We start from the raw sequence: 24,030 nt of genomic DNA, 5'->3' as shown, positions 1-24,030 counted from the left end.
GCTGCACCGAGTCAACGCTCCACCCAGCAACAACACACAACAGTTCGGGAGAGTCTCATGAAACCACTGCACCTTCCTTCGCGGCGTCGGCCGCTGGTTCGCGGCGTCGCCCTCGGCGGCCTGATGGCGGCGGGGCTCGCGGTCTCTGCCGGCGCCCAGGCGCTGACGGTGATCTCCTTCGGCGGCGCCTCCGGCGATGCGATGCAACAGGCCTACTACGGCCCCTTCGCCGAGAGCAGCGGGGTCTCGGTGACGCCGGGGGACTACAACGGCGAGCTGTCGCGCATCCGCGCCATGGTGGAGACCGGCAACGTCAGCTGGGACGTGGTGGAGGTGGAGTCGCCCGAGCTCGTGCGCGGCTGCTTCGAGGGGCTCTTCGAACCCATCGACTGGGACCGCCTCGGCCTCGAGGGGGAGCTGATCGATTCGGCGATCGACGAGTGCGGCGTCGGGGTCTTCGTCTGGTCCACGGCGCTGGCCTACAACGCCGATGCCCTGGAGAGCTCGCCCACCTCCTGGGCCGACTTCTGGGACGTGGCGCAGTTCCCCGGCACCCGCGGCCTGCGCCGTGGCGCCAAGTACACTCTGGAGTTCGCCCTGCTGGCCGACGGCGTGTCCGCCGACGAGCTCTACGAGGTGCTGGCCACCGACGAGGGGGTCGACCGCGCCTTCGCCAAGCTCGACGAGATCAAGGAGCACATCCAGTGGTGGGAGGCGGGCGCCCAGCCGCCCCAGTGGCTGGTCTCCGGCGACGTGGTGATGACCTCCTCCTACAACGGCCGCATCGCCGCTGCCCAGGAGGAGGGCAACAACCTGGCGATCGTCTGGAACGAGAGCATCTACGACCTCGACTACTGGGCCATCGTGGCCGGCAGCGACCACCTGGACGAGGCCTATGACTTCATCGCCTTCGCCAGCCAGGCCGATGCCCAGGCGGCCTACTCCAGCCGCATCCCCTACGGCCCGGTGAACCCGGCGGCCCTGGAGCAGCTCGACGAGGAGCAGGCGCGGCGCATGCCGACCCACGACGAGAACCTCGAGGGTGCCCTGGCCATCGACACCGACTTCTGGGTCGACCACGGCGAGGAGCTCGAGCAGCGCTTCAACGCCTGGGCGGCGCGCTGAGCCGCCCCTCGGCAGCGGCTGTGGCCGCTGCCCCCTTTCCGCCGCCGCGGCACGGCCGCGGCGGCCCCTGATGCAAGCGGGAGAGGCCCATGTCCACGACGGCGGCGTCGATGCCGGAGCCCCGGCCGGCGGGTAACCTGCGCGCCCAGCTCAGGCGCGCCGAGCGGCTGCGCAAGCTGCGGGCGGTGGCTCTGGTGGCCCCCCTGGCGCTCTTCCTGGTGGTGGTGTTCGTGGTGCCCATCGGCAACATGCTGTGGCGCAGCGTGGATAACAGCGAGCTAGCCTCGGTGATGCCGCAGACCGCGGCGGCGCTACAGCAGTGGGATGGCCTCGACCTGCCTGACGAGGCCACCATGGCGGCCCTTGCCGCCGAGCTGCGCGACTCCCGCCAGGGCGGCGGGCTCGGGCGCATCAGCCGCCGGCTCAACTACGAGGACAGCGGCTATCGCGGCCTGCTGACCCGCACCCTGCGCGGCCTGCCGGCGGCGGGGGAGAACGTCGATGACTGGACGGCGACGCTGATCGAGATCGACGCCGCCTGGGGCGAGACCGCCACCTGGCGCGGCATCCAGCGCGCCGCACCGGCCACCACCGACCGCTACCTGCTCGCCTCCCTGGACCTGCAACGCGGGGCCGACGGCGAGATCGAGCGCGTGGCCCCGGGCGACCGGCTCTACCAGGCGGTGTTCCAGCGCACCCTGGTGATCGCCGGCGGGGTAACGCTGATCTGCCTGGCGCTGGGCTTTCCGCTGGCCTACCTGCTGGCGACCCTGCCGGCGAAGACCAGCAACCTGCTGATGATCCTGGTGCTGCTGCCCTTCTGGACCTCGCTGCTGGTGCGCACCGCGGCCTGGATCATCCTGCTGCAGTCCAACGGCCTGGCCAACCAGTCGCTGATGGCGTTGGGCATCACCGATTCGCCCCTGCAGCTGGTGTTCAACCGCATCGGGGTCTTCTTCGCCATGGTGCACATCCTGCTGCCCTTCATGGTGCTGCCGCTCTACAGCGTGATGAAGGGGATCTCGCCGAGCTACCAGCGCGCCGCGGTGTCGCTGGGCGCCCACCCCTTCGCCGCCTTCTGGCAGGTCTACGTGCCCCAGACGGTCTCCGGGGTGGCGGCCGGCACCATCCTGGTCTTCATCATGGCGCTGGGCTACTACATCACCCCGGCGCTGGTGGGCGGGCCCGGCGACCAGATGGTCAGCTACTACGTGGCCTACTACACCAACACCACCAACAACTGGGGCATGGCCGCGGCGCTGGGCAGCATCCTGCTGCTGGTGACGCTGCTGCTCTACCTCGTCTACCACCGCCTGGTGAACCGCCGGCAGCTGATCCGGCACTGAGCCCGCAAGGAGAACGACATGGCGCTGCCTCCCTATGCCTCGCCGGTGGAGAAGCTCTGGTTCTGGGTCTTCCGGGTCTTCTGCGGCCTGGTGCTGCTGTTCCTGATCGCCCCGGTGCTGGTGATCATCCCGCTCTCGTTCAGCAGCGGCTCCTTTCTCACCTACCCGCTGCCGGGCTTCTCGCTGCGCTGGTACGCCACCATCTTCGATACCTCGGGCCCCTGGCTGGCGGCGCTCAGGAACAGCCTGATCGTGGCGCCGCTGGCGACCCTGCTGGCGATGATCTTCGGCACCCTGGCGGCGGTGGGGCTCAACCGCGCCGACTTCCCCGGCAAGGGGCTGATCCTGGCGCTGCTGATCTCGCCCATGGTGGTGCCGCTGGTGATCGTGGCGGTGGGGATGTACTTCTTCTTCGCCCAGGTGGGGCTGCTCAACTCCTACACGGGGCTGGTGCTGGCCCACACCGTGCTGGGGGTGCCCTTCGTGGTGATCACCGTCAACGCCACCCTGCAGGGGTTCGACTTCAACCAGGTGCGCGCCGGGGCGAGCCTGGGGGCGAGTCCGCTGCGGGTCTTCTTCACGGTGGTGCTGCCGCAGATCGTGCCGGGGGTGGTCTCCGGCGGGCTCTTCGCCTTCGCCACCTCCTTCGACGAGGTGGTGGTGGCGCTCTTCATCGCGAGCCCCTCGGAGCGCACCCTGCCGATCCAGATGTTCTCCGGGATCCGCGAGAACATCAGCCCGGCCATCGCCGCCATGGCCACCATCCTGATCCTGCTCTCGACCCTGCTGCTGGTGACCATGGAGCTGCTGCGCCGGCGCAGCGAGCGGCTCAAGGGCAATGTGGAGTAGGCCACTTCCTCCATGCGCAGCGCCCCGCCCAGTGAACTGGGAGAGGCGCTGGTGTGTCAGGGGAGTGCCCCTCAGCCGCGCTGGGCGGCCTGGATGGCGGTCAGTGCGATGGTGTAGACGATGTCATCGACCAGCGCCCCGCGGGAGAGGTCGTTCACCGGCTTGTTGAGGCCCTGCAGCATGGGCCCCACGCTGACCACCCGGGCGCTGCGCTGCACCGCCTTGTAGGTGGTATTGCCGGTGTTGAGGTCGGGGAAGACGAACACCGTGGCGCGCCCGGCCACCGGGGAGTCCGGCGCCTTCTGGCGGCCGACGCTCTCGATGGCGGCGGCGTCGTACTGCAGGGGGCCGTCGATCAGAAGCTCGGGGGCCCGCTCCCGGGCCAGGCGGGTGGCCTGACGCACCTTCTCCACGTCGGCGCCGGAGCCGGACTCCCCGGTGGAGTAGCTGATCATCGCCACCCGCGGCTCGATGCCGAAGGCCTGGGCGGAGCGGGCGCTCTGCAAGGCGATCTCGGCCAGGGTCTCGGCGTCCGGGTCGGGGTTCACCGCGCAGTCGCCGTAGACCACCACCTGCTCGGGCAGCAGCATGAAGAAGATCGACGAGACCTGCTCATAGCCCGGGGCGGTCTTGATCAGCTGGAAGGCCGGACGCACGGTGTTGGCGGTCGTGTGGATGGCACCGGAGACCAGGCCATCCACCTCGTCGAGGGCCAGCATCATGGTGCCGAGCACCACGTTGTCCTGGAGCTGGGCCTCGGCGGTCAGCTCGTTCACCTTGCCGGTGCGCCTCTCCACCATGGGCGCCACATAGCGCGCCCGGATGCTGTCCGGGTCGATGATCTCGAGCCCCTCGGGCAGCTCGATGCCGCGCTGGCGGGCCACCTCCATGATCTCCTCGCGTTTGCCCAGCAGCACGCAGCGGGCGATGCCGCGACGCTGGCAGATGGCGGCGGCCTCCACGGTGCGCGGCTCGCTGCCCTCGGGCAGGATGATACGCCGGTCCGCCTGCTGGGCCAGCTTGACCAGCTGGTGGCGGAAGGCGGAAGGGGAGAGACGGCGGGTATAGCCGCGGCTCAGGTGGTCCTTGAGCCACTGCAGGTCGATATGGGCGGCCACGAAGTTGGCCACCCTCTCGGCGCGCTCGAAGTCGTCGATGGGGATGTCGTTACCCATCTGGCCGAGGTTCTTGGCGGTGGTGAAGCTGTCGGTGTCGACGCTGATCACCGGCAGGCCGGTCTTCAGCGCCGGGCGGCACATCTCGATCATGTTGTCGCCGGGGATGAAGCCGTTGGTGAGCAGCACCCCGGCCAGGGGCACGCCGTTCATGGTGGCCAGGGCCGAGGCCAGCACCACGTCGTCGCGGTCCCCGGAGGCCACCACCAGCCCGCCGGGCTTGAAGATGTGCAGGGCATTGGAGGCGCTGCGCGCGCAGAGGCTGGTGGAGAGCACCCGCCGTTCGGGCTCCCCCTCGTTGAGGAAGCGGGCCCCCAGGGCGCGGGCCACGTCCAGCACCCGCGGGGCGGAGAGCGCTGGGGCGTAGGGCACCATGCCGATCAGGTGGAAGCGCTCGGTGGCGAGCGCGGGGGAGTGGCGGCGCAGCTCGGCGAGCAGGGCCTCCTCCAGGGCCGGCGCGGCGGTTCCGGGGGCCAGTCCACTGGCGTCCTCGCCCCCGGGCATGTTGTGCATTCGCATCAGGATGCAGCCCAGGGTGCGGGCCGAGCCGACCCCGCCGAAGGCGCGGGCGTGCATGTCGAGCTGCTCGGCCAGCGCCTGGGGATCGGCCAGGTCGCCGCTGCCCACCAAGATGATCCGGGCGTTCAGCGCGTGGGCCAACTGGGCATTGACCTGGGCGGCGTAGCTGGCGTGGCGCGTCGGCACCAGCCCCTCCATCACCAGCAGCTCCGGGGCGCCGTCGGGGAAGGCCTCGAGGGCGGCCTCCTGGAGCTCCACCACCTGCTCCATCAGCACGTCGAGGCGGTCCTGGCGCAGCAGGCGCTCCATCTCGGCCTGGGGGATCGGCGCCGGCGGGCGCAGCCCCAGGGTACTGTTGACCAGGGCGCAGGAGCGGTCCGGCCCCGGGCCATTGAGCTCGTCCTGGCGCAGCGGCTTGAGGAAGCCGGCCTTGAGGCCGATGGTGTCCAGCGCCTGGATCAGGCCCAGGCAGGCCGAGGTGAGGCCGGCGCCCTCGCCGGTGGGCACCAGCAGGATGGCCTGGGGAGCGGGGCGGGCGGGGCGGGGCGTCATCGGGCGGTCTCTCCCAGCAGTTGGCGGGTCTCGTCGGCGATGCGGCCCTCCTCGTCGGTGGGGATCACCCACAGGGCGGGGCGGTTCGGGGCCGGCGCGTCGATGCGGCCCTCGCGGCCGCGAATCGTCTCACGGTTGGTCTCGGGGTCCAGGGCGAGGCCGAAGTGGGGCAGCAGCGCCACCACCTGCTCGCGCACCCGTGGCGAATTCTCGCCGATGCCGCCGGTGAAGACGATGCCGTCCAGGCGGGGCAGGGCGCAGGAGAGGGCGGCCAGGGACTTGGCGATGCGGTAGCAGAACACCTCCACGGCCAGTGCCGCGCCGGCGTGACCCGCCTCGGCGGCGGCCTCCAGCTCGCGCATGTCGTTGGAGTGCCCGGAGAGGCCGAGCAAGCCGCTCTCGCGGTTGAGCACGCGGTCGATCTCCTCGAGGCCCCAGCCCAACTGGCGGGCCAGGTGGGCGTGCAGCCCGGGGTCGACGTCGCCGCTGCGGGTGCCCATGACGAGCCCCTCCAGCGGGGTGAGGCCCATGCTGGTGTCGAGGCTCTGCCCCTGCCACACCGCGGCGGTGGAGCAGCCGTTGCCCAGGTGGGCGGTCAGCCAGCCGCCTTCGATGCCGGCGAGGGCGTCGGCCCGGGCGCTGACATAGGCATGGCTGGTGCCGTGGAAGCCGTAGCGGCGGATGCCGTGCTCGCGATAGAGCGCCTCGGGCAGGGCATAGCGGTAGGCGCGGGGCGGCAGGCTCTGGTGGAAGGCGGTATCGAAGACCGCCACCTGGGGCAGTTCGGCAAAGAGCGCGCGGGTGGCGGCGACCCCCTGGAGGTTGGCCGGGTTGTGCAGCGGCGCGAGCGCGCTGGTGGCCTCGATGGCGGCCACGACGTCATCGTCGATCAGCGCGGCGCGGGTGAACTGCTCACCGCCGTGGACGATGCGGTGCCCCACGGCGCCGGGCCGGCGCCCCTCCAGTCCCTCGAGGATCGCCGCGAGGGCCTCGACGTGGCCGGCGTCACCCAGGTCGCGGGTGAAGGCCTCGCCGCGGCTGTCGACGCCCTTGAGGCGGGCATCGCCGCTGCCCAGCCGCTCGGCCAGGCCGGTCAGGCGCGGCTGGTCGGCCGCCGCCGGCACCAGCGCATACTTGATGGAGGAGGACCCGCAGTTGATCACCAGCACCGGCTCGTTCATCGACGCCTCTTGTGGGATGGAGGGTGAGAGAAGGTTTGGACTTTAGTCTAACATGAGGCCGCCGCCGGTGGTCGCCTCTCGGCTTGACGCCCATCATGATGTGCTGCCCTTGTCCCCTACACTCTGCATGGAAGCCGTGACATGTCGACCCCCTCTGGCGCTTCGGTGGCCCCCGCTCCTTTCCCGCGGCCCCTCGCCCTGGCCCTGATGTGCGGCCTCGCCACCCTGTTTGCCGCCAACCACGTGGCCGCCCGGGTCGCCTTCGATGCCGGTGCCGGCCTGCTGCTGGCCATCGTGCTGCGCTCCGGCGTGGCTGCCCTGGCACTGGCGGCGCTGGTGGTGTTCCAGCGCAAGTCGTGGCGACTGCCCGAAGGCTCCGGCCGCTGGCAGCTGGCGGTGGGCCTGCTGGTGGCGGTGCAGAGCCTCTGCCTCTATTCGGCGGTGGCGCGCATTCCGGTGGTGGTGGCGCTACTGCTGATGAATACCCTGCCGATCCAACTGGCGCTGCTCTCCTGGGCGCTGGGGGGGCCGCGGCCGACGGCGCGGGCGGCGCTGGTCATGGGCGTGATCCTCGTCGGCCTGGTGGTGGTACTGGACGTGCCGACCTGGCTCGCCGACCCCGGGGCCATGGGACCGGACTGGTTCGCGGGGGTGGCCTTCGGCCTGGCCGCCGCCACCGCCTTCTCCTGCGCCCTGTGGATCACCGAGCACCGCCTGGCCGGCGTCGGCAGCACCCTGCGCAGCCTGCTGACCATGCTCACCGTGCTGGTGGCCATGGTCATCGCGGGGGGCCTCGGGCTCGTGCCAGGCGGCATGGCGCCGCCCCAGTCGCTGCCCGGCTGGACGGGGCTTGCACTGCTGACGCTCTGCTATGCGCTGGCCTTCTCGGTGCTCTTCATCACGGTGCCCAGGCTCGACATGGCGCGCAACGCCCCGGCCATGAACGTGGAGCCGGTGGCGGCCCTGGTGCTGGGCTACCTGGTGCTGGGACAGGCGCTCACCCCGGTGCAGCTGGTGGGCGGCGGCATCGTGCTGGCGGGGATCCTGTTCCTGGGCCTGTCGAAGCGGGCGTGAGACCAGGCGGCGTCGCCGCCGGGCGACGTCGCTTGGCGCACTTTTGCACATTCCCACCTTGAAGAGTGGCGTTCCCGGGACCACACTACAGATGTTATAGAACGGTGTTCATTAACGAGGAGAGCGCCATGAAACGCATCACGCTTGTTGCCGCAACCGCGGCCATCCTGGCCGCCGGCGCGGCCACCACCGCCCAGGCCCAGCAGACCTTCTATCCCCAGGCCTATATCGGCGGCGACGCCATGTTCTGGGAGCTCGACCGCGACCGCGCCCCCGATCGCGACAGCGTCGGCCTGCGCCTGCGCGGCGGCGCCCAGGTCAATGACTACTTCGCCGTGGAGGGCCACCTGGGCGGCGGCGGCTCCGATGGCGGGGCCGAGCTGGACTACCTGATCGGCGCCTACGCCAAGGGCATCCTGCCGGTGGCGCCGGAGTTCCGCCTCTACGGCCTGGCCGGCTTCACCGAGGTGGATTTCAACATCGACCGCGAGAGCGGCTTCTCCTACGGGGCCGGCGCCGAATTCGACGTGGCCCCCAACCTGTCGGTGGGCGCGGACTACATGCGCTACCTGGACAAGTCCCGCTACAACTTCGATGCGGCAAGCGTGGGTCTTCGCTACCGCTTCTGATCCGCGACGACGGCGGTTCCCGGCGCCCCGAGGCTTTTCGCCTCGGGGCGCTCTTTTTTGGTGCGTCATGATGCGCCGAGATGGTGCGCATGGGTCTCCGCCGTCGCGCCACCACCCGCCGTATTGCAGCCTGGCATGTCCTGTGCATGGAGCTGAGTGACCCTCTTGCCTGGGAGCTGCCATGACCGACTCACCTGGACCTTTTTCTGGAAAGGCGCCGTCCGCCGGCCTCGATGCCGCCCTGACGCCGCGGCTGCTGTTCACCGACCTGGACGGCTCGCTGCTCGACCACCACAGCTACGACTGGCAACCCGCCAGGCCCTGGCTTGCGCGGCTCAAGCAGCTGGGTGTGCCGGTGATTCCGGTGACCAGCAAGACCCGCAGCGAGATCGTGCCGCTGCGCCGGGAGCTGGGCCTGACCGATACCCCCTTCATCGCCGAGAACGGCGCCGTGGTGGGGCTGCCGCCGGCCTGGTGCCATGCGCGCGTCGACCGCCTCGGCCCCGATGGGCTTGGCATCCGCACCCTGGGGGTGGACATCGGCTTCGTCCGCAAGCGCCTGGCGGTATGGCGCGAGCGTCTCGGGGTGCGCTTCACCACCATCAGCGAGATGACCCTGGATGAGCTGGTCGACTTCACCGGGTTGCCCGAGCCCGAGGCCCGCCTGGCGCGGATGCGCGAGGGCAGCGAGCCGCTGATCTGGCAGGAGGATGAGGCGCGCCTCGAGGGCTTCCGCGTGGGGCTCGCCGGCGACGGCCTGCAGCTGGTGAGGGGCGGGCGCTTCTGGCACGCCACCGGCGCCTCCCACAAGGGCAACGCGGTGAGCTGGCTGATCTCCCGCTTCGAGGCGCTGCGCGGTCGGCGGCCGCTGACCCTGGCCCTGGGCGACGGCCCCAACGACATCCCCATGCTGGAGGCGGTGGACCAGGCGGTGGTGATCCGCGGCTGCCATGGCCTGGACGTATCGCCGGACCAGCCATCGCTCTACCGCAGCGAGGCGACGGGACCCGCCGGCTGGGCCGAGGGGGTGGCCTACTGGTGGGGGCGAGCCGACCGCCGGGTGATTCCGGCGGCACTGCGTGAGACCGTCGAGGCGGCCGAGGAGGCAGCGGCATGAGCGACTTCCATCAGAACGGCATCATCACCGACTTCCACAACCTGACCCGGCGGCCGGTGGCGGCCCTGGAGGCGGAGCTCTGCGAGTTCGGCCATCGTCGGCCCATGAGCCTGATCCTGCCGTCGCTCTTCTCGGAGCTGGAGGGGCCGGCGCTGTCGCGCATCGTCGAGGCGCTGGCCGAGGTGCCCTACCTGGCCGAGGTGGTGATCGGGCTCGACCGGGCCGACCGCGAGCAGTTCCTGCACGCCCGGAAGTTCTTCGCCCGGCTGCCCCAGCGCCATCGCATCCTCTGGAACGATGGCCCGCGCCTGCGCGCCCTGGATGCCGAGCTGGAGGAGCACGGCCTCTCGCCCCGGGAGCCCGGCAAGGGGCGCAACGTCTGGTTCTGCGCGGGCTACGTGCAGGCCTCGGCCCGCGGTGCGGTGGTGGGGCTCCACGACTGCGACATCCTCACCTACGACCGGGGCCTGCTGGCACGGCTCTTCTACCCGGTGGCCCACCCCCACTTCAACTACGAGTTCTGCAAGGGCTACTACCCGCGCATCGCCGAGGGCAAGCTCAACGGCCGGGTGTCGCGGCTGATGGTCACGCCGCTGCTGCGGGCGCTCAAGCAGATGCACGGGCCGCTGCCCTACCTCCAGTACCTGGACAGCTACCGCTATCCGCTCTCCGGGGAATTTGCCATGCGCGCCGAGGTGCTCGATGGCATCCGCATCCCGGCGGACTGGGGGCTCGAGATCGGCGTGCTCTCGGAGGTGCACCGCAACCACTCGACCAAGCGGCTCTGCCAGGTGGACCTGGCCGATGCCTACGACCACAAGCACCAGCCGGTCTCGGAGGAGGACGCCTCGGCGGGGCTCAACCGCATGAGCCTGGACATCGCCAAGGCGCTCTACCGCAAGCTGGCTACCCAGGGCGTGACCTTCAGCGCCGAGGGGTTCCGCACCCTCAAGGCCACCTACTACCGCCTCGCCCTGGACCTGATCGAGGCCTACCATCACGACGCGGTGATGAACGGCCTCGCCCTGGACCGCCACGCCGAGGAGCGCGCCGTGGAGCTGTTCGCCGCCAACCTGCTGGAGGCCGGCAACGCCTTCCTCGACAATCCCGGCGAGCGCCCCTTCATCCCGAGCTGGAACCGGGTGCGCTCGGCGATTCCCGACCTCCTGAGCCGCCTCCACGACGCCGTGGAGGCCGACAACCGCGGCGAGGTGTAGTCGGGTTGGTCCATGGCGGCACACGATAGCGAGAGGCGTCGGGGACAGGTCGGAGAGGGGGCCTACGCCAGGGATGGCGTCGGTAGCGTACAGGGAGGTATTCACAGCGCCCCCGGAGGGCCGGCCCCGCTCGAAGGCCTGTCGCCGTAATAGCCTCGAGCCGATCTTGCTATCACTCAGGGCGTCTGGACCAGCCATAGGGTGCGGTAGGGGGCGAGGCTCTCCACCGGCGCCCAGGGCCCATTCTCCAGCAGGTCGAACCACTCCCCCGCGGCCAGCGCCGCCACCGCCAGTGGCTGGCGCTGGTCGCTGACGTTATGGATCGCCAGCAGGCGTCTGCCGTCGGCCAGCGGGCCACGCTCCACCACCAGCAGCGCCGGCGGGGCGGGCAGCACCCGCTGGGGGGCGTCGGGGTGGAAGCAGGGCTCGGCCCGGCGGATGGCCAGGCGCCTCTTCAGCGCCAGGAACACCTCCCGGGTGGGGGTGTTGCGGCTGTCGAGCAGCTCGTCGAGCTCGTCCAGATGCCAGCGGCGGCGGTTGATGGAGCGCAGCCGGCCGCTGCGCTCCACGCCTTCCAGGTCGTTGAGGGTGCCGGTCAGGCAGTGCAGGTAGAGCGCCGGGATGCCCTGCAGGGCCAGCATCAGGTGCTGGCTGCACAGGAAGCGCTCGATCTGCCAGGGGTCCCGGCCGCGCCGGGTGCCCTGCATGGCATCGAACCAGGTGATGTTGATCTCGTAGGGTGCGTCCTCGCCGTCGGGGCGCTTGCGCATGCTGACGAAGCCGCCGAAGCGATGCATCAGCTCCAGCAGCGCCTCGATCTCGTGGGGAGGCAGCCAGCCCTCCAGGGGGCGCACGCCGATGCCGTCGTGGCTGGCGGTGAAGTTGAGGTAGCTGCAGCCGGGCGGCAGCTGGGGCAGGCTTGTGAGCCAGCTGGCCAGCAGGGTGGCGTCGCCGCCGGTGAGGGTGTGCAGCAGCAGCGGCGGCAGCGAGAACTGGTAGACCAGATGCGCCTCGTCGGGCTCCCCGTCCTCTGCCAGGCGCTCCAGGCCAAAGTAGCTGAGGTTCTCGTGGTGGGGCACGTTGGTCTCGGTGAGCAGCAGGGTGCCCGGCGCCACGTGGTCCACCACGGCCCGCAGCAGGCGCACCACCTCGTGGGTCTCGGGCAGGTGGATGCAGGGGGTGCCTACCCGCTTCCACAGGTAGGCGATGGCATCGAGGCGGACGATGCGGGCGCCCTGGCTGAGGTAGAAGAGCAGGATGCCGATGAACTCCAGCAGCACGTCCGGGTTGGCGAAGTTCAGGTCGATCTGGTCCTCGGAGAAGGTCGCCCAGAGGTGACGGGTGCCGCGGCGGGTGGGCACCGGCACCAGCAGCGGCGAGCTGCGCGGGCGCACCACCGCCGAGAGGTCGGTCTCCGGGTCCATCTCGATGAAGTAGTCGCGCCCCGGCTGGCTGCCGGTCAGGTAGTCGACGAACCACAGCGACTCCCGGGAGACATGGTTGAGCACCAGGTCCACCGCCAGGTCGCGCCGCTCGGCCAGGGCACGCACCTGGGGCCAGTCGCCCAGCGCCGGGTCCACCTCCCGGTAGTGGATCACCGAGAAGCCGTCGTCGCTGCTCCAGGGGAAGAAGGGCAGCACATGCACGCCGCTGAAGGTGTCGGGCAGCCGGGTATCGAGGAAGTCCCCCAGCACCGCGAGGGGCGGGCGCTTGCCGTCGAGCAGGCTGTCGCCGTAGCTGATCAGCCACTGGTCGCGCTCGCTCCACAGCGGCACGCGGGTCTCGCCCGGGGAGGGGGCCGGCGGCGCCTGATGGGCCAGCAGCGTCGTGAGCCGGCGCAGCACCTCGTCGGCGCGGGGGCCGTACAGCATCGCCAGGTGCTCACGGGCGCGGCGCTGAAAGGCCGCGGCGTCCAACGGCGTGGCCAGGGAGGGGGTGAAGATCGGGCGGTCGGGCATGGTCGGGCTCCTGTCGGATCAGGCATTACCCGATCCATGCAGGGAGCGTGCCAGCGCTACCGATCCGGGTCGAAGAGGCTCATGCGTGCCATCACGCCGTCGCGACGGATCAGCCAGTGGTAGAGCGCACCGCTGATATGCAGGGCCACCAGGCCGAGGATCACCCAGCCCATCCAGCCGTGCCATTCGAACAGCCGCTCCGAGAGCGCCTCGTTCACGGGCACGATGCCGGGCAGGTGCCAGTGCAGGAACTGCACCGGAAAGTCGCCGCTGGCGGTGGCGGCCCAGCCCAGCATCGGCTGGGCCAGCAGCGCCAGGTAGAGGAGGTGGTGCACCGTGGTGCTGAGGATGCGCTGGAAGGGGTGCAGCGGCGGGTCATGGTCGGGCACCACATAGAGCAGTCGCGTCATCACCCGCAGGGTCATCAGCGCGAGCAGGGCCACGCCGAGGGACTTGTGAGAGGTGTAGAGAAAGTCGGTGCCGGCCCGGCCCAGGCGCTCCATGGCCCCTTCGAAGCCGAGAAACCCCAGGGTCAGGCCGCTGGCCAGCGACAGCAGCAGCACCGCAGCCACCAGCCAGTGCAGCACGCGGTGAGGGTAGGCGTAGCGGTCCGTCTCTGACAATTCCAACTCAGACATGGGGCGTCTCCCGGAATCGAGGTGGGGCACCGCTACAGCCTAGCCAAACTCAGCGTTGAGTGCGCTGCATGCGCCTGGCTTACACCACCTTCACACCTCCTGGTAGAGCTCACTGCCCTTCTGGCGGAACTTCTCCGCCTGCTCCTCCATGCCTTTCATCACCGCATCGGCGTCGCCGGTGAGGCCGTGCTCGGCGGCGTAGTCGCGCACTTCCTGGGTGATCTTCATGGAGCAGAACTTGGGCCCGCACATGGAGCAGAAGTGGGCCACCTTGGCGGAGTCCTTGGGCAGCGTCTCGTCGTGGTACTCGCGGGCGGTGTCCGGGTCCAGGCCGAGGTTGAACTGGTCCTCCCAGCGGAACTCGAAGCGCGCCTTGGAGAGCGCGTTGTCGCGGCGCTGGGCGGCCGGGTGGCCCTTGGCGAGATCCGCCGCGTGGGCGGCGATCTTGTAGGTGATGATGCCGGTCTTGACGTCATCCTTGTTGGGCAGGCCGAGGTGCTCCTTGGGCGTGACGTAGCACAGCATGGCGCAGCCGAACCAGCCGATCATCGCCGCGCCGATACCGGAGGTGATGTGGTCGTAGCCCGGGGCGATATCGGTGACCAGCGGACCGAGGGTATAGAAGGGCGCCTCGTCGCAGTACTCCAGCTGCTTGTCCATGTTCTCCTTGACCAGGTGCATGGGCACGTGGCCGGGACCTTCGATCATCACCTGCACGTCGTGCTTCCAGGCGATCCTGGTCAGCTCGCCGAGGGTCTTGAGCTCGGCCATCTGCGCCTCGTCGTTGGCGTCGGCGATGGAGCCGGGGCGCAGGCCGTCACCCAGGGAGAAGGCCACGTCGTACTGCTTGCAGATCTCGCAGATCTCCTCGAAGTGAGTGTAGAGGAAGCTCTCCTGGTGGTGATAGAGGCACCACTTGGCCATGATCGAGCCACCGCGGGAGACGATGCCGGTGACGCGCTTGGCGGTAAGCGGCACATAGCGCAGCAGCACGCCGGCGTGGATGGTGAAGTAGTCCACCCCCTGCTCGGCCTGCTCGATCAGGGTGTCGCGGAACACCTCCCAGGTGAGGTTCTCAGCCAAGCCGTTGACCTTTTCCAGCGCCTGGTAGATCGGCACCGTACCGATCGGCACCGGCGAGTTGCGGATGATCCACTCGCGGGTCTCGTGGATGTTCTGGCCGGTGGAGAGGTCCATGATGGTATCCGCACCCCAGCGGATGCCCCAGGTCATCTTGTCGACCTCCTCCTCGATGGAGGAGGTGACCGCCGAATTGCCCAGATTGCCGTTGATCTTCACCAGGAAGTTGCGGCCGATGATCATCGGCTCCGACTCCGGGTGGTTGATGTTGCAGGGAATGATGGCGCGGCCGGCGGCCACTTCGGCGCGTACGAACTCCGGGGTGATCTCCTCCGGCAGGCGGGCGCCGAAGCTCTGGCCGGCATGCTGATGGCCGAGGATGCGCTCGACCTCTGCCGTACCCAACGCCTGGCGGCGCTGGTTCTCGCGGATGGCGATGAACTCCATCTCCGGCGTGATGATGCCCTGGCGAGCGTAGTGCAGCTGAGTGACGTTCTTTCCGGGTTTGGCGCGGCGCGGCGTGCGGCTCAGGTCGAAGCGCAACTGGGCCAGGGTCGGGTCGTTGGCGCGACGCTTGCCGTACTCGCTGGTGGGGCCGTCGAGGAACTCGGTATCGCCGCGCGCCTCGATCCAGGCGCGGCGCAGTTCGGGCAGGCCACGACGCAGGTCGATCTCGGCCTGCGGGTCGGTGTAGGGGCCGGAGGTGTCGTAGACCAGCAGCGGCGGGTTCTCCTCGTCGGCGCCGGAGGTCTTGGTCGGCGACAGCGAGATCTCGCGGAAGGGCACGCGGATGTCGGGGCGCGAGCCTTCGACGTAGAGCTTGCGCGAGCCGGGCAGCGGCTGGATGGCGGCCTCGTCGACCTTGGCGGTCTCGGCGAGGAAGTGGGCGGTCTTGCTCATGGTGGGGATCCTTGGTGCGTTGTTGTCGGTGAATCAGAGGCTGCGGTCGAGCCCCATCTGCCAGAAATCGATCTCGAGCCGGGTGGCATCGCGGAACACCTCGACGAGCTCGTCGAAGCGTGCCGGGGTGACGTCGGCCAGGCGGGCGTCGAGCCATGCCAGTTCGGCGCGCATGGCGGCCTGGAACTCCTCGCCCTCGTACATGGCGATCCAGGCGTCATAGGGGTTGGCGTTACCGCGCAGGGTGTTCGGCTGGGCGCCCAGCCAGTTGGCGATCTCGCCGTAGCCCACCAGGCAGGGGGCCAGCGCCACGTGCAGGTCGAGCAGGTCGCCGCGGTTGCCGGTGTCGAGCACGTAGCGGGTGTAGGCCATGGTGGCCCGCGCCTCGGGCAGCGCGGCCAACTGCGCCTCGGTGATGCCCCATTCGCGGCAGTAGCCCACGTGCAGGCCGAGCTCCACGTCGACGATGGCCTTGAGCCCCTCATGGGCCTGGCGCAGGTCGGCCAGGGTGCGGCTCTTGTAGGCGGCCAGCGCGTAGGCCCGGGCAAAGTGGATCAGAAACAGGTAGTCCTGCTTCAGGTAGTGGCGAAAGGCGCCCTCCTCGAGGGTGCCCTCGGCGAGACCGCGCACGAAGTCGTGTTCGATATAGGCGCGCCAGTCGTCCTGGCAGGCGGCGGTGAGGTCGCTGAAGCGGTAGCCCATCTTGCCTCCGATTGTCGGGTGACGATCCGGAGTGCGGGCGAGGGAGGGAGTGGGGCCTGGGGGTGACGCGCTACACGGGGGTAGCCGGGGGAGGCCGCCGCTTGATTCCTACGCCGGTACTAACCGGATCAGGTTCAACGGGCCCCGCCGTGACGACCGCACCGGTGTGGCGCACTGTCGTATGGCGATCTCAGCCGGTTCCACCGGCACCCCGTCAAGCGAGGGTTCACTCTAGCAGGCCCGGGGGCATTTGCCAGCCCCGAGGCTACCGGTGCAGGGCTATCCGTAGATGGAAGGATCGCTCAAGGCTGTTCCGGCGACAGGCCTGCAAGGGGGCGCCATGAACCCCTCCCTGGGGGCTACCTAGACCCTCCCTGGTCCACGGACCCCCTTTCCGGCCTGTCCCCGGCGCCTTTCGCTGACGCGCCACTGGTAACTGCGATAGCTCTAGCTACCGGTGGCGGTATAGCCAGCGCACGTCCACGGCGAAGGAGAGGGTGAGCCCCGCCAGGGCGGTGGCCGCCAGCCAGCCAGCGAGCAGGTCGGACATGGCCGGCAGCAGGGCGAGCATCAGCGCAGCCACCTGCCACACGCAGACCGCCTTGCGGCGCAGGCTCTCGGGAAGCTCGCCGGCGAGCCAGGCCCAGCGCCAGCTCGCCGCCACGAAGGCGTAGCGCATGGCGCCGATGGCCAGCACCCAGGGGCCGACGCGCTCCAGCAACAGCAGCGCCAGGCAGAGCACCAGGATGAAGAAGGCGTCGAGCTCCATGTCGAAGCGGGCCCCCACGGCGCTGGCGCTGGCGGTGCGTCGGGCCACCCAGCCATCCACGCCGTCCAGGGCCAGGGCGACCAGTGCCAGGGCGAAGAGCCACTCTCCGTGGGCGGCCAGCAGGGCCGGGTCGGCCAGGGTGCCGGCCAGCAGGGCCACCAGCACGCCTCGCGCCAGGGTGACCCGGTTGGCCGTGCCCAGCCCGCCCTGGCGCATGGGGCGGCGCCGCAGGGCGCGCCACAGCAGGGCCGCCATCCCCAGGTAGGTGGCGATGGCCAGCGGCGCTACCCATGATCCCACCAGCCCCAGCGAGGCCAGAAGCCCCAGCAGGGTGAGACCGCCCAGCGCCAGCTCCATGGCCAGGCGCCAAGGCCGCGTCGCCTCGGCGGGCCCTGGCGCAGGCGGGTGGGACGAGAGAGGAGAGGGCATCCGGGCTCCCTGATGGTTGTTGATCGCCGCTGTCGATGGCCGCTGTCGACGGCCATGGTGGCGAGGCATAGCCGCTATGCTGAAGGCGATGAGCTCATGACCATTACCCTAGCAGTCGGCCCCACTGTGGACCGCCGGCAGCGATAAAATTGTTCATTTGCGTGTTATTGTACCATTATTGTAGAAGTATTCGCCCGCCTCGCCGCTGGAGCCGCCATGTCCGTCGACACCGCCACCGCCTTCTGGACCCTGGCCCCCGGTCACGGTGAACTGCGCGAGGAGCCGCTGCCCGCCGCCGGCGAGGGGGAGGTGCGGGTCAGGGCGCTGTTCGGCGGCATCAGCCGCGGCACCGAGGCGCTGGTCTTTCAGGGGCGGGTGCCCGAGAGCGAGAGGCAGCGCATGCGCGCCCCCCTCCAGGTCGGCGACTTCCCCTGGCCGGTGAAGTACGGCTACGTCAGCGTCGGGGTGGTCGAGGCTGGCCCCGCGGCGCTGCTGGGGCGGGAGGTGTTCTGCCTGCATCCTCACCAGGACCGCTACGTGGTGCCGGCCGGCGCGGTCACGCCGCTGCCGGCGGGCCTGCCCGCCGCCCGGGCGGTGCTCGCCGCCAACATGGAGACCGCGCTCAACGGTTGCTGGGACGCGGAGCCGCGCCTGGGCGACCGCATCGCTGTGATCGGCGCCGGCGTGGTGGGCGCCCTGGTGGCCTGGCTCTGCGCGGCGATTCCCGGCACCCGGGTACGGCTGGTGGACGTCTCGCCGGGACGGGCCGAGCTCGCTCGCGCCCTGGGCGTCGATTTCCGGCTGGCCGGCGAGGCGCCGGGGGACAACGACCTGGTGATCCACGCCAGCGGCAACCCCGAGGGGCTGCGCCAGGCGCTGGCGCTGGCCGGCGACGAGGCGCGGGTGGTGGAGATGAGCTGGTACGGCGATCGCGAGGCGAGCCTGCCGCTGGGGGAGGCCTTCCACTCCCGGCGGCTCAAGCTGATCGGCAGTCAGGTGGGCCGCCTGCCCGCCGAGCGCACGCCGCGCTGGGATCACCGCCGCCGCCTGGCGCTGGCGCTCGAGCTGCTGCGCGATTCTCGCCTCGACGCCCTGATCAGCGGCGAGAGCGATTTCTCCGAGCTGCCCGCCCTGATGCCTCGCCTGGCCGCCGGGGCCGGCGAGGTGCTCTGCCACCGGCTGCGCTATGCCTCGCCCGACCGATTCGACGCCGACGGATCCGAATCCGACCGACTGGAGCCCTGACATGTACCGACTCACCGTTCGCGACCACGTGATGATCGCCCACAGCTTTCGCGGCGAGATCTTCGGGCCCGCCCAGCGGACCCACGGCGCCACCTACGTGGTGGACGTCACCTTCCAGCGCCGCGAGCTCGACGACCATGACCTGGTGGTGGACATCGGCCTGGCCAGCGAGGCGCTCAAGGCGGTGCTCGCCGAGTTCAACTTCCAGAACCTCGATGAACTGTCGGAGTTCCAGGGGCGCAACACCACCACCGAGTTCATGGCCCGGGTGATCTTCGAGCGCCTGGCCACGGCGATTCAGCTGGGGCGGCTGGGGGAGGGCGCCGGCGGGCTCGAGGCGATGACCGTGACCCTCCACGAATCCCATATCGCCTGGGCCAGCTTCGAGGGCCCCCTGTGATGGTGAGCGCTACTCTGGCCCGGTCCGTGACGATGCCCGTCACGATGATCGTGGCCGGCGATCCCGGCCAGCTCACCGGTGGCTATCTCTATGACGCCCGCATCGCCGAAGCGCTCAGGGCCCGGGGCTGCCGTGTCGAGGTGGTGGGGCTCGAGGGGCGCTTTCCCATGCCGGACGACCTGGCCCGACGCAGCATGACCCGAGCGCTCGCGGCGCTGCCCGACGGTGCCCGGGTGGTGATCGACGGCCTCGCCATGGGCGGGCTTCCCGAGGTGATCGCTCCCCATGCGGATCGCCTGGCGATCATCGCCCTGGTCCACCATCCGCTGGCCGACGAGACCGGCCTGGACGAGGCGACCCGCCGCTCGCTGCTCGACAGCGAGACCCGCGCCCTGGCCCTGGCGCGGCGGGTGATCGTCACCAGCCGCTTCACCGCCCGGGGCCTCGAGCGCCTTCGTGTGGCGCCCGAGCGGCTCCGCGTGGTCGAGCCTGGCGTCGAGCCGGTGCCGCTGGCGGCCAGCGCCCTGGACCTCGAATCCCCCGGCCCCCGGCGCCTGCTCTGCGTGGCGACCCTGGTCCCGCGCAAGGGCCACGATCTCCTGCTCAAGGCGCTGGCCGGCCTCGGGGAGCGCGACTGGACCCTGACGGCCATCGGCAGCGCCGAGCGCGATTCCGCCCATGCCGCCCGGCTTTACGAGGCCACTCGCCGTTACGGCCTCGAGGGGCGCATCGACTGGGCCGGGGAGCGCAGTGCCGCCGAGCTGGCCGCCGCCTACCACCGGGCGGAGCTCTTCGTGCTGCCCTCGCGCTACGAGGGCTACGGCATGGTGGTCACCGAGGCGCTCTCCCGCGGCCTGCCGGTACTCACCACCACCGGCGGTGCCCTGATCGACACCCTGCCACCGGGAGCCGGCCTGGCCGTGCCTCCGGACGATGCCGCCGCCCTGGGCGCGGCCCTGGCCTGCTGGCTCGACGATGCCGCGCTGCGTTGCCGGCTGCGCCGCGGCGCCCGGGAGGCCCGCGGCCACCTGGGCGACTGGCAGCAGGCCGGCGACCGCTTCCTGGCGGCCCTGGAGGGCGCTGCGGCTCCCTCTCTCGCCCCCACCCCCAACCCTACCGACGCCGGCCAGGCGCCCGAGGAGAGCCCGCCATGACGCTACCCGCCCCCGCCCGGTCCGACGCCGCGGCCATGCCCCCAGCCGAGCGCTTCAGCGCCGACTGGCTCTCCCGCCGCGAGGCGCTCGACGCCCGCTCGCGCAGCCACTGCCTGACGGGCCTGGCCGCCGACTGGCTCGCCGGCCGGCCCGCAGCACAGGATGGCGCGCATGGCATCCTCGATCTGGGATGTGGCAGCGGCAGCAACCTGCGCTTCCTCGCGCCGCGCCTGCCCGGCCCCCAGCGCTGGCGCCTGGTGGACCATGACCCGGCGCTGCTGGCCCTGGCCCGACGCCATGGCGCCACCCTGCGCGACCCCACCGGCGGCCGGCTGACCGTCGAGGCCAGCTGCCGCGACCTGGCGCCGGTGGACGATGGCCTGCTCGAGGGCGCCGACCTGGTGGTGGCCTCGGCGCTCTTCGACCTGGTCTCGCGCCCCTGGGCCGAGGCGCTGGTGGCGGCCGCGGCCGTGCGCGGCCAGGCGCTGCTCTTCACGCTGAGCGTGGATGGCGACTGGGCCTTCCTGGATGCCGCTGGAGAGCGAATCGAGGATGAGGAGGACATCGCGGTCCGGGCGCTCTTCCAGGCCCACCAGCGCCGCGACAAGGGGCTTGGCCCGGCGCTGGGCGGCGACGCCCCCGGCGTGCTGGCGGCGGCCATGACCGCGGCCGGCTACCGGGTGGAGAGCGCGGCCACCCCCTGGCACCTGGCCGCGGAGGAGGAGGCGCAGTGGCCCCTGGCCGAGCCGTTGGTACGAGGCTGGCATGACGCCGCCCTGGCGCAGGCCCCGGAAGAGCAGGCGCGTCTCGCGCGCTGGTGCGAGCGGCGGCTGGCCGGCCTCGCCGCCGGGGAGCTGGGGCTGGTCGTGGGGCATCGCGACCTGCTGGCGCTGCCGCCGCTGTCGGCCAGGGGCGCCTGAGCATGGCCCTTTCCCAACGAGCAGCCCGGCGAGCGCGCCGCCCCGCACGCCAGGGCCTGCTGCGCCCGCTGGTGGGGGTGGTACTGCTGGTCGGTCTCGTCGGGTGGCTTCAGCCGGGGGCGATCCTCGCCGAGGTGCAGCGGCTCTCGCCGGGCTGGGCCCTGTTGGCCCTGGCGCTGACCCTGCCGCCCCTCTTGCTGAGCGCCTGGCGCTGGCGGCTCACCGCTCGCCTGCTGGGGCTCTCGCTGGGGTTCCGCCGCGCTCTGCGGGAGTACTACCTGGCGCTCTTCCTCAATCAGGTGCTGCCGGGCGGGGTGGCCGGCGATGCCGCCCGGGCCTGGCGCCACTCCCGCGACAGCGGGCAGCGCGGCGGCGCCTGGCGGGCGGTGATCATCGAGCGTGCCTCCGGTCAGCTCGCCATGGCGCTGCTGACCCTGGCCGTGCTGACCGCCTCGCCGCTCTGGCATGAGCTGCTGAGCCGCGCCTTCCGGAGCGCGGTCGCATCGGTCTGGCTGCCGGCCGGGGGCGCCGCCCTGCTGCTGATGGTTCTGGTGGTCTGGCAACTGGCCAGGCGCCCGCCGGCGGCCCTGGTGGGCCTCGGTGGTGATCTCAGGCGCAGCCTGCTGGCGGCCTCGGTGTGGCCCAGGCAGCTCGCCGGGTCGCTGCTGGTGGTGGTGAGCTACGCCCTGGTGTTCGTCTGCGCCGCCCGGGCGATCGGCGTCCAGCTGCCGCTTGCCACCCTGCTGGCGCTGGTGCCGCCGGTGCTGCTGGCGATGCTGATCCCAATCACGCTCGCCGGCTGGGGGGTGCGCGAGGGGGCCGCCGCCCTGGTGTGGGGGCTTGCGGGGCTGCCGCCGGCCCAGGGGGTGGCGATCTCCATGGCCTACGGAATCATCGTGCTGCTGGCGAGTCTGCCCGGCGGCCTGGTGTTGCTGCATCGGGCGCTTCACGTCGTGCCGGGGAACGCCGGTGGCGAGCCCGAGGGCTCAGGGGGCCGGGGCGCCGAGCGCGAGATCGAAGAGGGTGTCGTCACCGCAGCGGAAGGTCCGCGACGTGGGGCGGCGCGCCTCGTGGAGGGTGGCGATGGGCGTCATGACCAGCCCCGGTCGGCCGGAGCCGATCAGCAGCGGGGCCACCAGCAGGTGCAGGCGATGGAGCACGCCGGCCTCGAGGAAGCGCGACACCGTGATGCCTCCGCCCTCGATCAGCACCCGGGCGAGGCCGCGCTCGGCCAGGATGTCGAGCACCGCCCGCGGGGCGAAGCCGCCCTCGACCAGCGGCAGCGCCAGGCGCTCCACATGCGCCCCCGACGGGCCTTGCGGAGGCGCCCCCTCGCCGTGCAGGTGCAGGGTCGGCGCCACGGGGTCGCGCAGCAGGCGGCGGTCCGGCGTTACCCGGCCGCGGGGGTCGAGGATCACCCGCACCGGGTGGGGCCCGGTCACATGGCGCACCGTGAGCAGGGGATCGTCCTCGCTGGCGGTGCCGGCGCCGACCACCACGGCGTCCACCAGGGCGCGCAGCCGGTGCAGGTGCACCAGGCTCTGCGGGCCGTTGACGTAGTGGGAGTGGCCGCTCTCGGTGGCGATGCGCCCGTCCAGGCTCTGCCCGAGCTGGGCGATGGCCAGCCGGCCGGGCCGGGCGGCCAGCGGGGCCAGGCAGTCGAGCAGTTCGCGGGCCTCTGGCGCGACGGGGCGCGCGGCCTGCCAGCCGGCCGCCGAGAGGCGCAGGTCGGATGCCTGTGCGGGCGGCTCGCGGTCGGGGTGAGCGGCATGCACGAGGGCCTGCCAGGCCTCCTCCAGGGAGAGCGTCGAATCGGTGGCGCCCATGGGGCCTCCTGCCGGGGAGCTGACCACCATCATGCGCAGATCTTGGGCGCGACGCCAAGCGCATCGAAACCACCAGGAGAGAGCGATGCATCAGGTTGAACGGGCCATCTTCGATCTACGACGGGGGCTGCCGGTGCTGCTGATGGCCGGTGAGTCCAGGGTGCTGGTCCAGGCCCTCGAGGGGGCCGCCGAGGCGGCCGTCGCGCGGCTGGGCGAGCTGGCCGGCACCTCCCCGGCGCTGGTGCTCAGCCGGCATCGTCTGGCGACCCTCGGCGCGGGGGAGGGCGGCACGGCGGCACGGCTGCCGCTGCCGGCCGGGCGGGTGCGTCGGCGCCTCGAGTGCCTGGCCTACGGGGCTACGCCGGCGGCGAGCCTCGGCGAGGCGGGGCTGGACGAGTGCCGTTCGGCCCTGGAGGGAGCGGAGCCGGCCGATCTGGCTGCCCTGGCGCTGATGCGCCGGGCGCTGCTGATCCCCTCGGCCCTGGTGGCGCGGGTCGACGCGTCCCGGGGCGAGGCGGTGCAGGCGGCGGTGGCCGACGGCACCCTGCTGGCGGTGAAGGCCGAGCAGGCGGCGCGCTGCCTGGACGGGGCCGGCGGGCTGCTGCGCCGGGTCAGCGAGGCGCGGATTCCGCTGGCCGACGCCGACGAGTGCCGCTTCATCCTGTTTCGCGAGCCCGACGGGCTGCGCGAGCACGTGGCGGTGGTGATCGGCGACCCGCCCCTCGAGGCGCCGGAGGCGGCCGTGCCGCTGCGCCTGCACTCTGCTTGCCTTACCGGCGACCTGTTCGGCAGCCTGCGCTGCGACTGCGGCGAGCAGCTGCGCAACGCCGTGGCCGAGATCGAGGCCCTGGGCGGCGGCGTGCTCCTCTACCTGGCCCAGGAGGGGCGTGGCATCGGCCTGGCCAACAAGCTGCGCGCCTATACCCTCCAGGACAGTGGGCTTGACACCCTGGATGCCGACCAGGTGCTCGGCTTCGGCGAGGACGAGCGTCGCTACGGGGTGGCGGTGGACATGCTGGATGCGCTGGGGATTCGCCGGGTGCAGCTGATGACCAACAACCCCCTGAAGATGGCGGCCCTGGCCGAGGGCGGCATCGAGGTGGTGGAGCGCCAGGCGCTCTACGGCAGCCTCAACGACCACAACCACCGCTACCTGAGCGCCAAGGCGGACCGCGCCGGCCACCTGCTCGACGAGGTGTTTCGGGCGCGACGCTGAGGCGACGAA

At 71.2% G+C, this 24,030-nt stretch carries 20 protein-coding genes, 1 pseudogene and 1 riboswitch; of the genes and pseudogenes, 13 read left to right on the top strand and 8 right to left on the bottom strand.

Annotated elements, in window-relative coordinates:
* The first annotated feature begins 57 nt into the window (after positions 1 to 57).
* The 3 genes from D1793_RS12990 to D1793_RS12980 all read left to right on the top strand — a co-directional run bounded on the left by D1793_RS12990 (position 58) and on the right by D1793_RS12980 (position 3,320).
* A complete protein-coding gene (locus D1793_RS12990; RefSeq protein ID WP_205527547.1) occupies positions 58 to 1,125 on the top strand; it encodes an ABC transporter substrate-binding protein in 1,068 nt (355 codons plus the stop codon).
* Between the two features lie 89 nt (positions 1,126 to 1,214).
* Positions 1,215 to 2,471 carry an ABC transporter permease gene (locus D1793_RS12985; RefSeq protein WP_119022558.1) on the top strand — a complete coding sequence of 419 codons (1,257 nt, stop codon included), beginning with the start codon at positions 1,215 to 1,217 and terminating at the stop codon, positions 2,469 to 2,471.
* Positions 2,472 to 2,489: 18 nt separating this feature from the next.
* Positions 2,490 to 3,320 carry an ABC transporter permease gene (locus D1793_RS12980; RefSeq protein WP_119022557.1) on the top strand — a complete coding sequence of 277 codons (831 nt, stop codon included), beginning with the start codon at positions 2,490 to 2,492 and terminating at the stop codon, positions 3,318 to 3,320.
* A gap of 71 nt (positions 3,321 to 3,391) precedes the next feature.
* On the opposite strand, the gene pta is transcribed toward D1793_RS12980, so the two are convergent.
* Both pta and D1793_RS12970 read right to left on the bottom strand, forming a co-directional pair.
* Positions 3,392 to 5,566 carry a phosphate acetyltransferase gene (pta, locus tag D1793_RS12975; protein ID WP_119022556.1) on the bottom strand — a complete coding sequence of 725 codons (2,175 nt, stop codon included), beginning with the start codon at positions 5,564 to 5,566 and terminating at the stop codon, positions 3,392 to 3,394.
* Positions 5,563 to 6,747, bottom strand: a complete 1,185-nt coding sequence (locus D1793_RS12970) for an acetate kinase (protein ID WP_119022555.1) — start codon at positions 6,745 to 6,747, stop codon at positions 5,563 to 5,565. Before D1793_RS12970 ends, pta begins: the two co-directional genes overlap by 4 nt.
* A gap of 141 nt (positions 6,748 to 6,888) precedes the next feature.
* On the opposite strand from D1793_RS12970, the gene D1793_RS12965 reads away from it, so the two are divergent.
* The 4 genes from D1793_RS12965 to D1793_RS12950 all read left to right on the top strand — a co-directional run bounded on the left by D1793_RS12965 (position 6,889) and on the right by D1793_RS12950 (position 10,784).
* A complete protein-coding gene (locus D1793_RS12965; protein ID WP_119022554.1) occupies positions 6,889 to 7,821 on the top strand; it encodes a DMT family transporter in 933 nt (310 codons plus the stop codon).
* 128 nt (positions 7,822 to 7,949) lie between these two features.
* Positions 7,950 to 8,450, top strand: coding sequence for a porin family protein (locus tag D1793_RS12960; protein WP_119022553.1), 501 nt, complete (start codon positions 7,950 to 7,952; stop codon positions 8,448 to 8,450).
* 181 nt (positions 8,451 to 8,631) lie between these two features.
* Positions 8,632 to 9,567 (top strand): HAD-IIB family hydrolase, encoded by a 936-nt coding sequence (locus D1793_RS12955; RefSeq protein ID WP_119022552.1) that lies wholly within the window; start codon positions 8,632 to 8,634, stop codon positions 9,565 to 9,567.
* The gene (locus D1793_RS12950) at positions 9,564 to 10,784 is read left to right on the top strand and encodes a glycosyl transferase (protein ID WP_119022551.1); all 1,221 of its coding nucleotides are present in this window, start codon (positions 9,564 to 9,566) and stop codon (positions 10,782 to 10,784) included. Before D1793_RS12955 ends, D1793_RS12950 begins: the two co-directional genes overlap by 4 nt.
* Before the next feature lie 176 nt (positions 10,785 to 10,960).
* On the opposite strand, the gene D1793_RS12945 is transcribed toward D1793_RS12950, so the two are convergent.
* The 5 genes from D1793_RS12945 to D1793_RS12925 all read right to left on the bottom strand — a co-directional run bounded on the left by D1793_RS12945 (position 10,961) and on the right by D1793_RS12925 (position 17,260).
* Positions 10,961 to 12,742 (bottom strand): sugar phosphorylase, encoded by a 1,782-nt coding sequence (locus D1793_RS12945; protein ID WP_119022550.1) that lies wholly within the window; start codon positions 12,740 to 12,742, stop codon positions 10,961 to 10,963.
* Positions 12,743 to 12,798: 56 nt separating this feature from the next.
* Complete coding sequence (locus tag D1793_RS12940) at positions 12,799 to 13,380, bottom strand: cytochrome b/b6 domain-containing protein (RefSeq protein ID WP_240407668.1); 582 nt, start codon at positions 13,378 to 13,380, stop codon at positions 12,799 to 12,801.
* Positions 13,381 to 13,470: 90 nt separating this feature from the next.
* Complete coding sequence (thiC, locus tag D1793_RS12935; protein WP_119022548.1) at positions 13,471 to 15,360, bottom strand: phosphomethylpyrimidine synthase ThiC; 1,890 nt, start codon at positions 15,358 to 15,360, stop codon at positions 13,471 to 13,473.
* Between the two features lie 33 nt (positions 15,361 to 15,393).
* Positions 15,394 to 16,062 carry a thiaminase II gene (tenA, locus tag D1793_RS12930; protein WP_119022547.1) on the bottom strand — a complete coding sequence of 223 codons (669 nt, stop codon included), beginning with the start codon at positions 16,060 to 16,062 and terminating at the stop codon, positions 15,394 to 15,396.
* Positions 16,063 to 16,150: 88 nt separating this feature from the next.
* Positions 16,151 to 16,286, bottom strand: a riboswitch (TPP riboswitch).
* A gap of 227 nt (positions 16,287 to 16,513) precedes the next feature.
* Positions 16,514 to 17,260 carry a CDP-alcohol phosphatidyltransferase family protein gene (locus D1793_RS12925; RefSeq protein ID WP_205527546.1) on the bottom strand — a complete coding sequence of 249 codons (747 nt, stop codon included), beginning with the start codon at positions 17,258 to 17,260 and terminating at the stop codon, positions 16,514 to 16,516.
* Positions 17,261 to 17,476: 216 nt separating this feature from the next.
* Here D1793_RS12925 and D1793_RS12920 point away from each other — a divergent pair, with 216 nt between their 5' ends.
* The 5 genes and pseudogenes from D1793_RS12920 to D1793_RS19870 all read left to right on the top strand — a co-directional run.
* Positions 17,477 to 18,505 (top strand): zinc-binding alcohol dehydrogenase, encoded by a 1,029-nt coding sequence (locus D1793_RS12920; RefSeq protein WP_119022545.1) that lies wholly within the window; start codon positions 17,477 to 17,479, stop codon positions 18,503 to 18,505.
* A 1-nt stretch (position 18,506) separates the two neighbouring features.
* Positions 18,507 to 18,905, top strand: a complete 399-nt coding sequence (locus D1793_RS12915; protein WP_119022544.1) for a 6-carboxytetrahydropterin synthase — start codon at positions 18,507 to 18,509, stop codon at positions 18,903 to 18,905.
* A 32-nt stretch (positions 18,906 to 18,937) separates the two neighbouring features.
* Positions 18,938 to 20,059: a glycosyltransferase family 4 protein gene (locus tag D1793_RS12910; RefSeq protein WP_119022543.1), complete on the top strand. Its 1,122-nt coding sequence runs from the start codon at positions 18,938 to 18,940 to the stop codon at positions 20,057 to 20,059.
* The gene (locus D1793_RS12905; protein ID WP_119022542.1) at positions 20,056 to 20,979 is read left to right on the top strand and encodes a class I SAM-dependent methyltransferase; all 924 of its coding nucleotides are present in this window, start codon (positions 20,056 to 20,058) and stop codon (positions 20,977 to 20,979) included. Before D1793_RS12910 ends, D1793_RS12905 begins: the two co-directional genes overlap by 4 nt.
* A gap of 2 nt (positions 20,980 to 20,981) precedes the next feature.
* Positions 20,982 to 21,884: pseudogene (locus D1793_RS19870) on the top strand (lysylphosphatidylglycerol synthase transmembrane domain-containing protein); the annotation flags it as partial.
* 81 nt (positions 21,885 to 21,965) lie between these two features.
* Here the strand turns inward: D1793_RS19870 and D1793_RS19465 are convergent.
* Positions 21,966 to 22,805, bottom strand: a complete 840-nt coding sequence (locus tag D1793_RS19465) for a RibD family protein (protein WP_162900051.1) — start codon at positions 22,803 to 22,805, stop codon at positions 21,966 to 21,968.
* An 85-nt stretch (positions 22,806 to 22,890) separates the two neighbouring features.
* Here D1793_RS19465 and D1793_RS12895 point away from each other — a divergent pair, with 85 nt between their 5' ends.
* On the top strand, positions 22,891 to 24,021 hold the full coding sequence (locus D1793_RS12895) for a GTP cyclohydrolase II (protein ID WP_119022540.1): 1,131 nt from the start codon (positions 22,891 to 22,893) through the stop codon (positions 24,019 to 24,021).
* Positions 24,022 to 24,030: the final 9 nt, after the last annotated feature.

Origin of the sequence: Halomonas sp. JS92-SW72 (genome assembly GCF_003547075.1) — a bacterium.
Classification (GTDB): Bacteria; Pseudomonadota; Gammaproteobacteria; order Pseudomonadales; family Halomonadaceae; genus Halomonas; species Halomonas alkalicola.
This window is presented reverse-complemented; position numbering and strand designations above follow the sequence as displayed.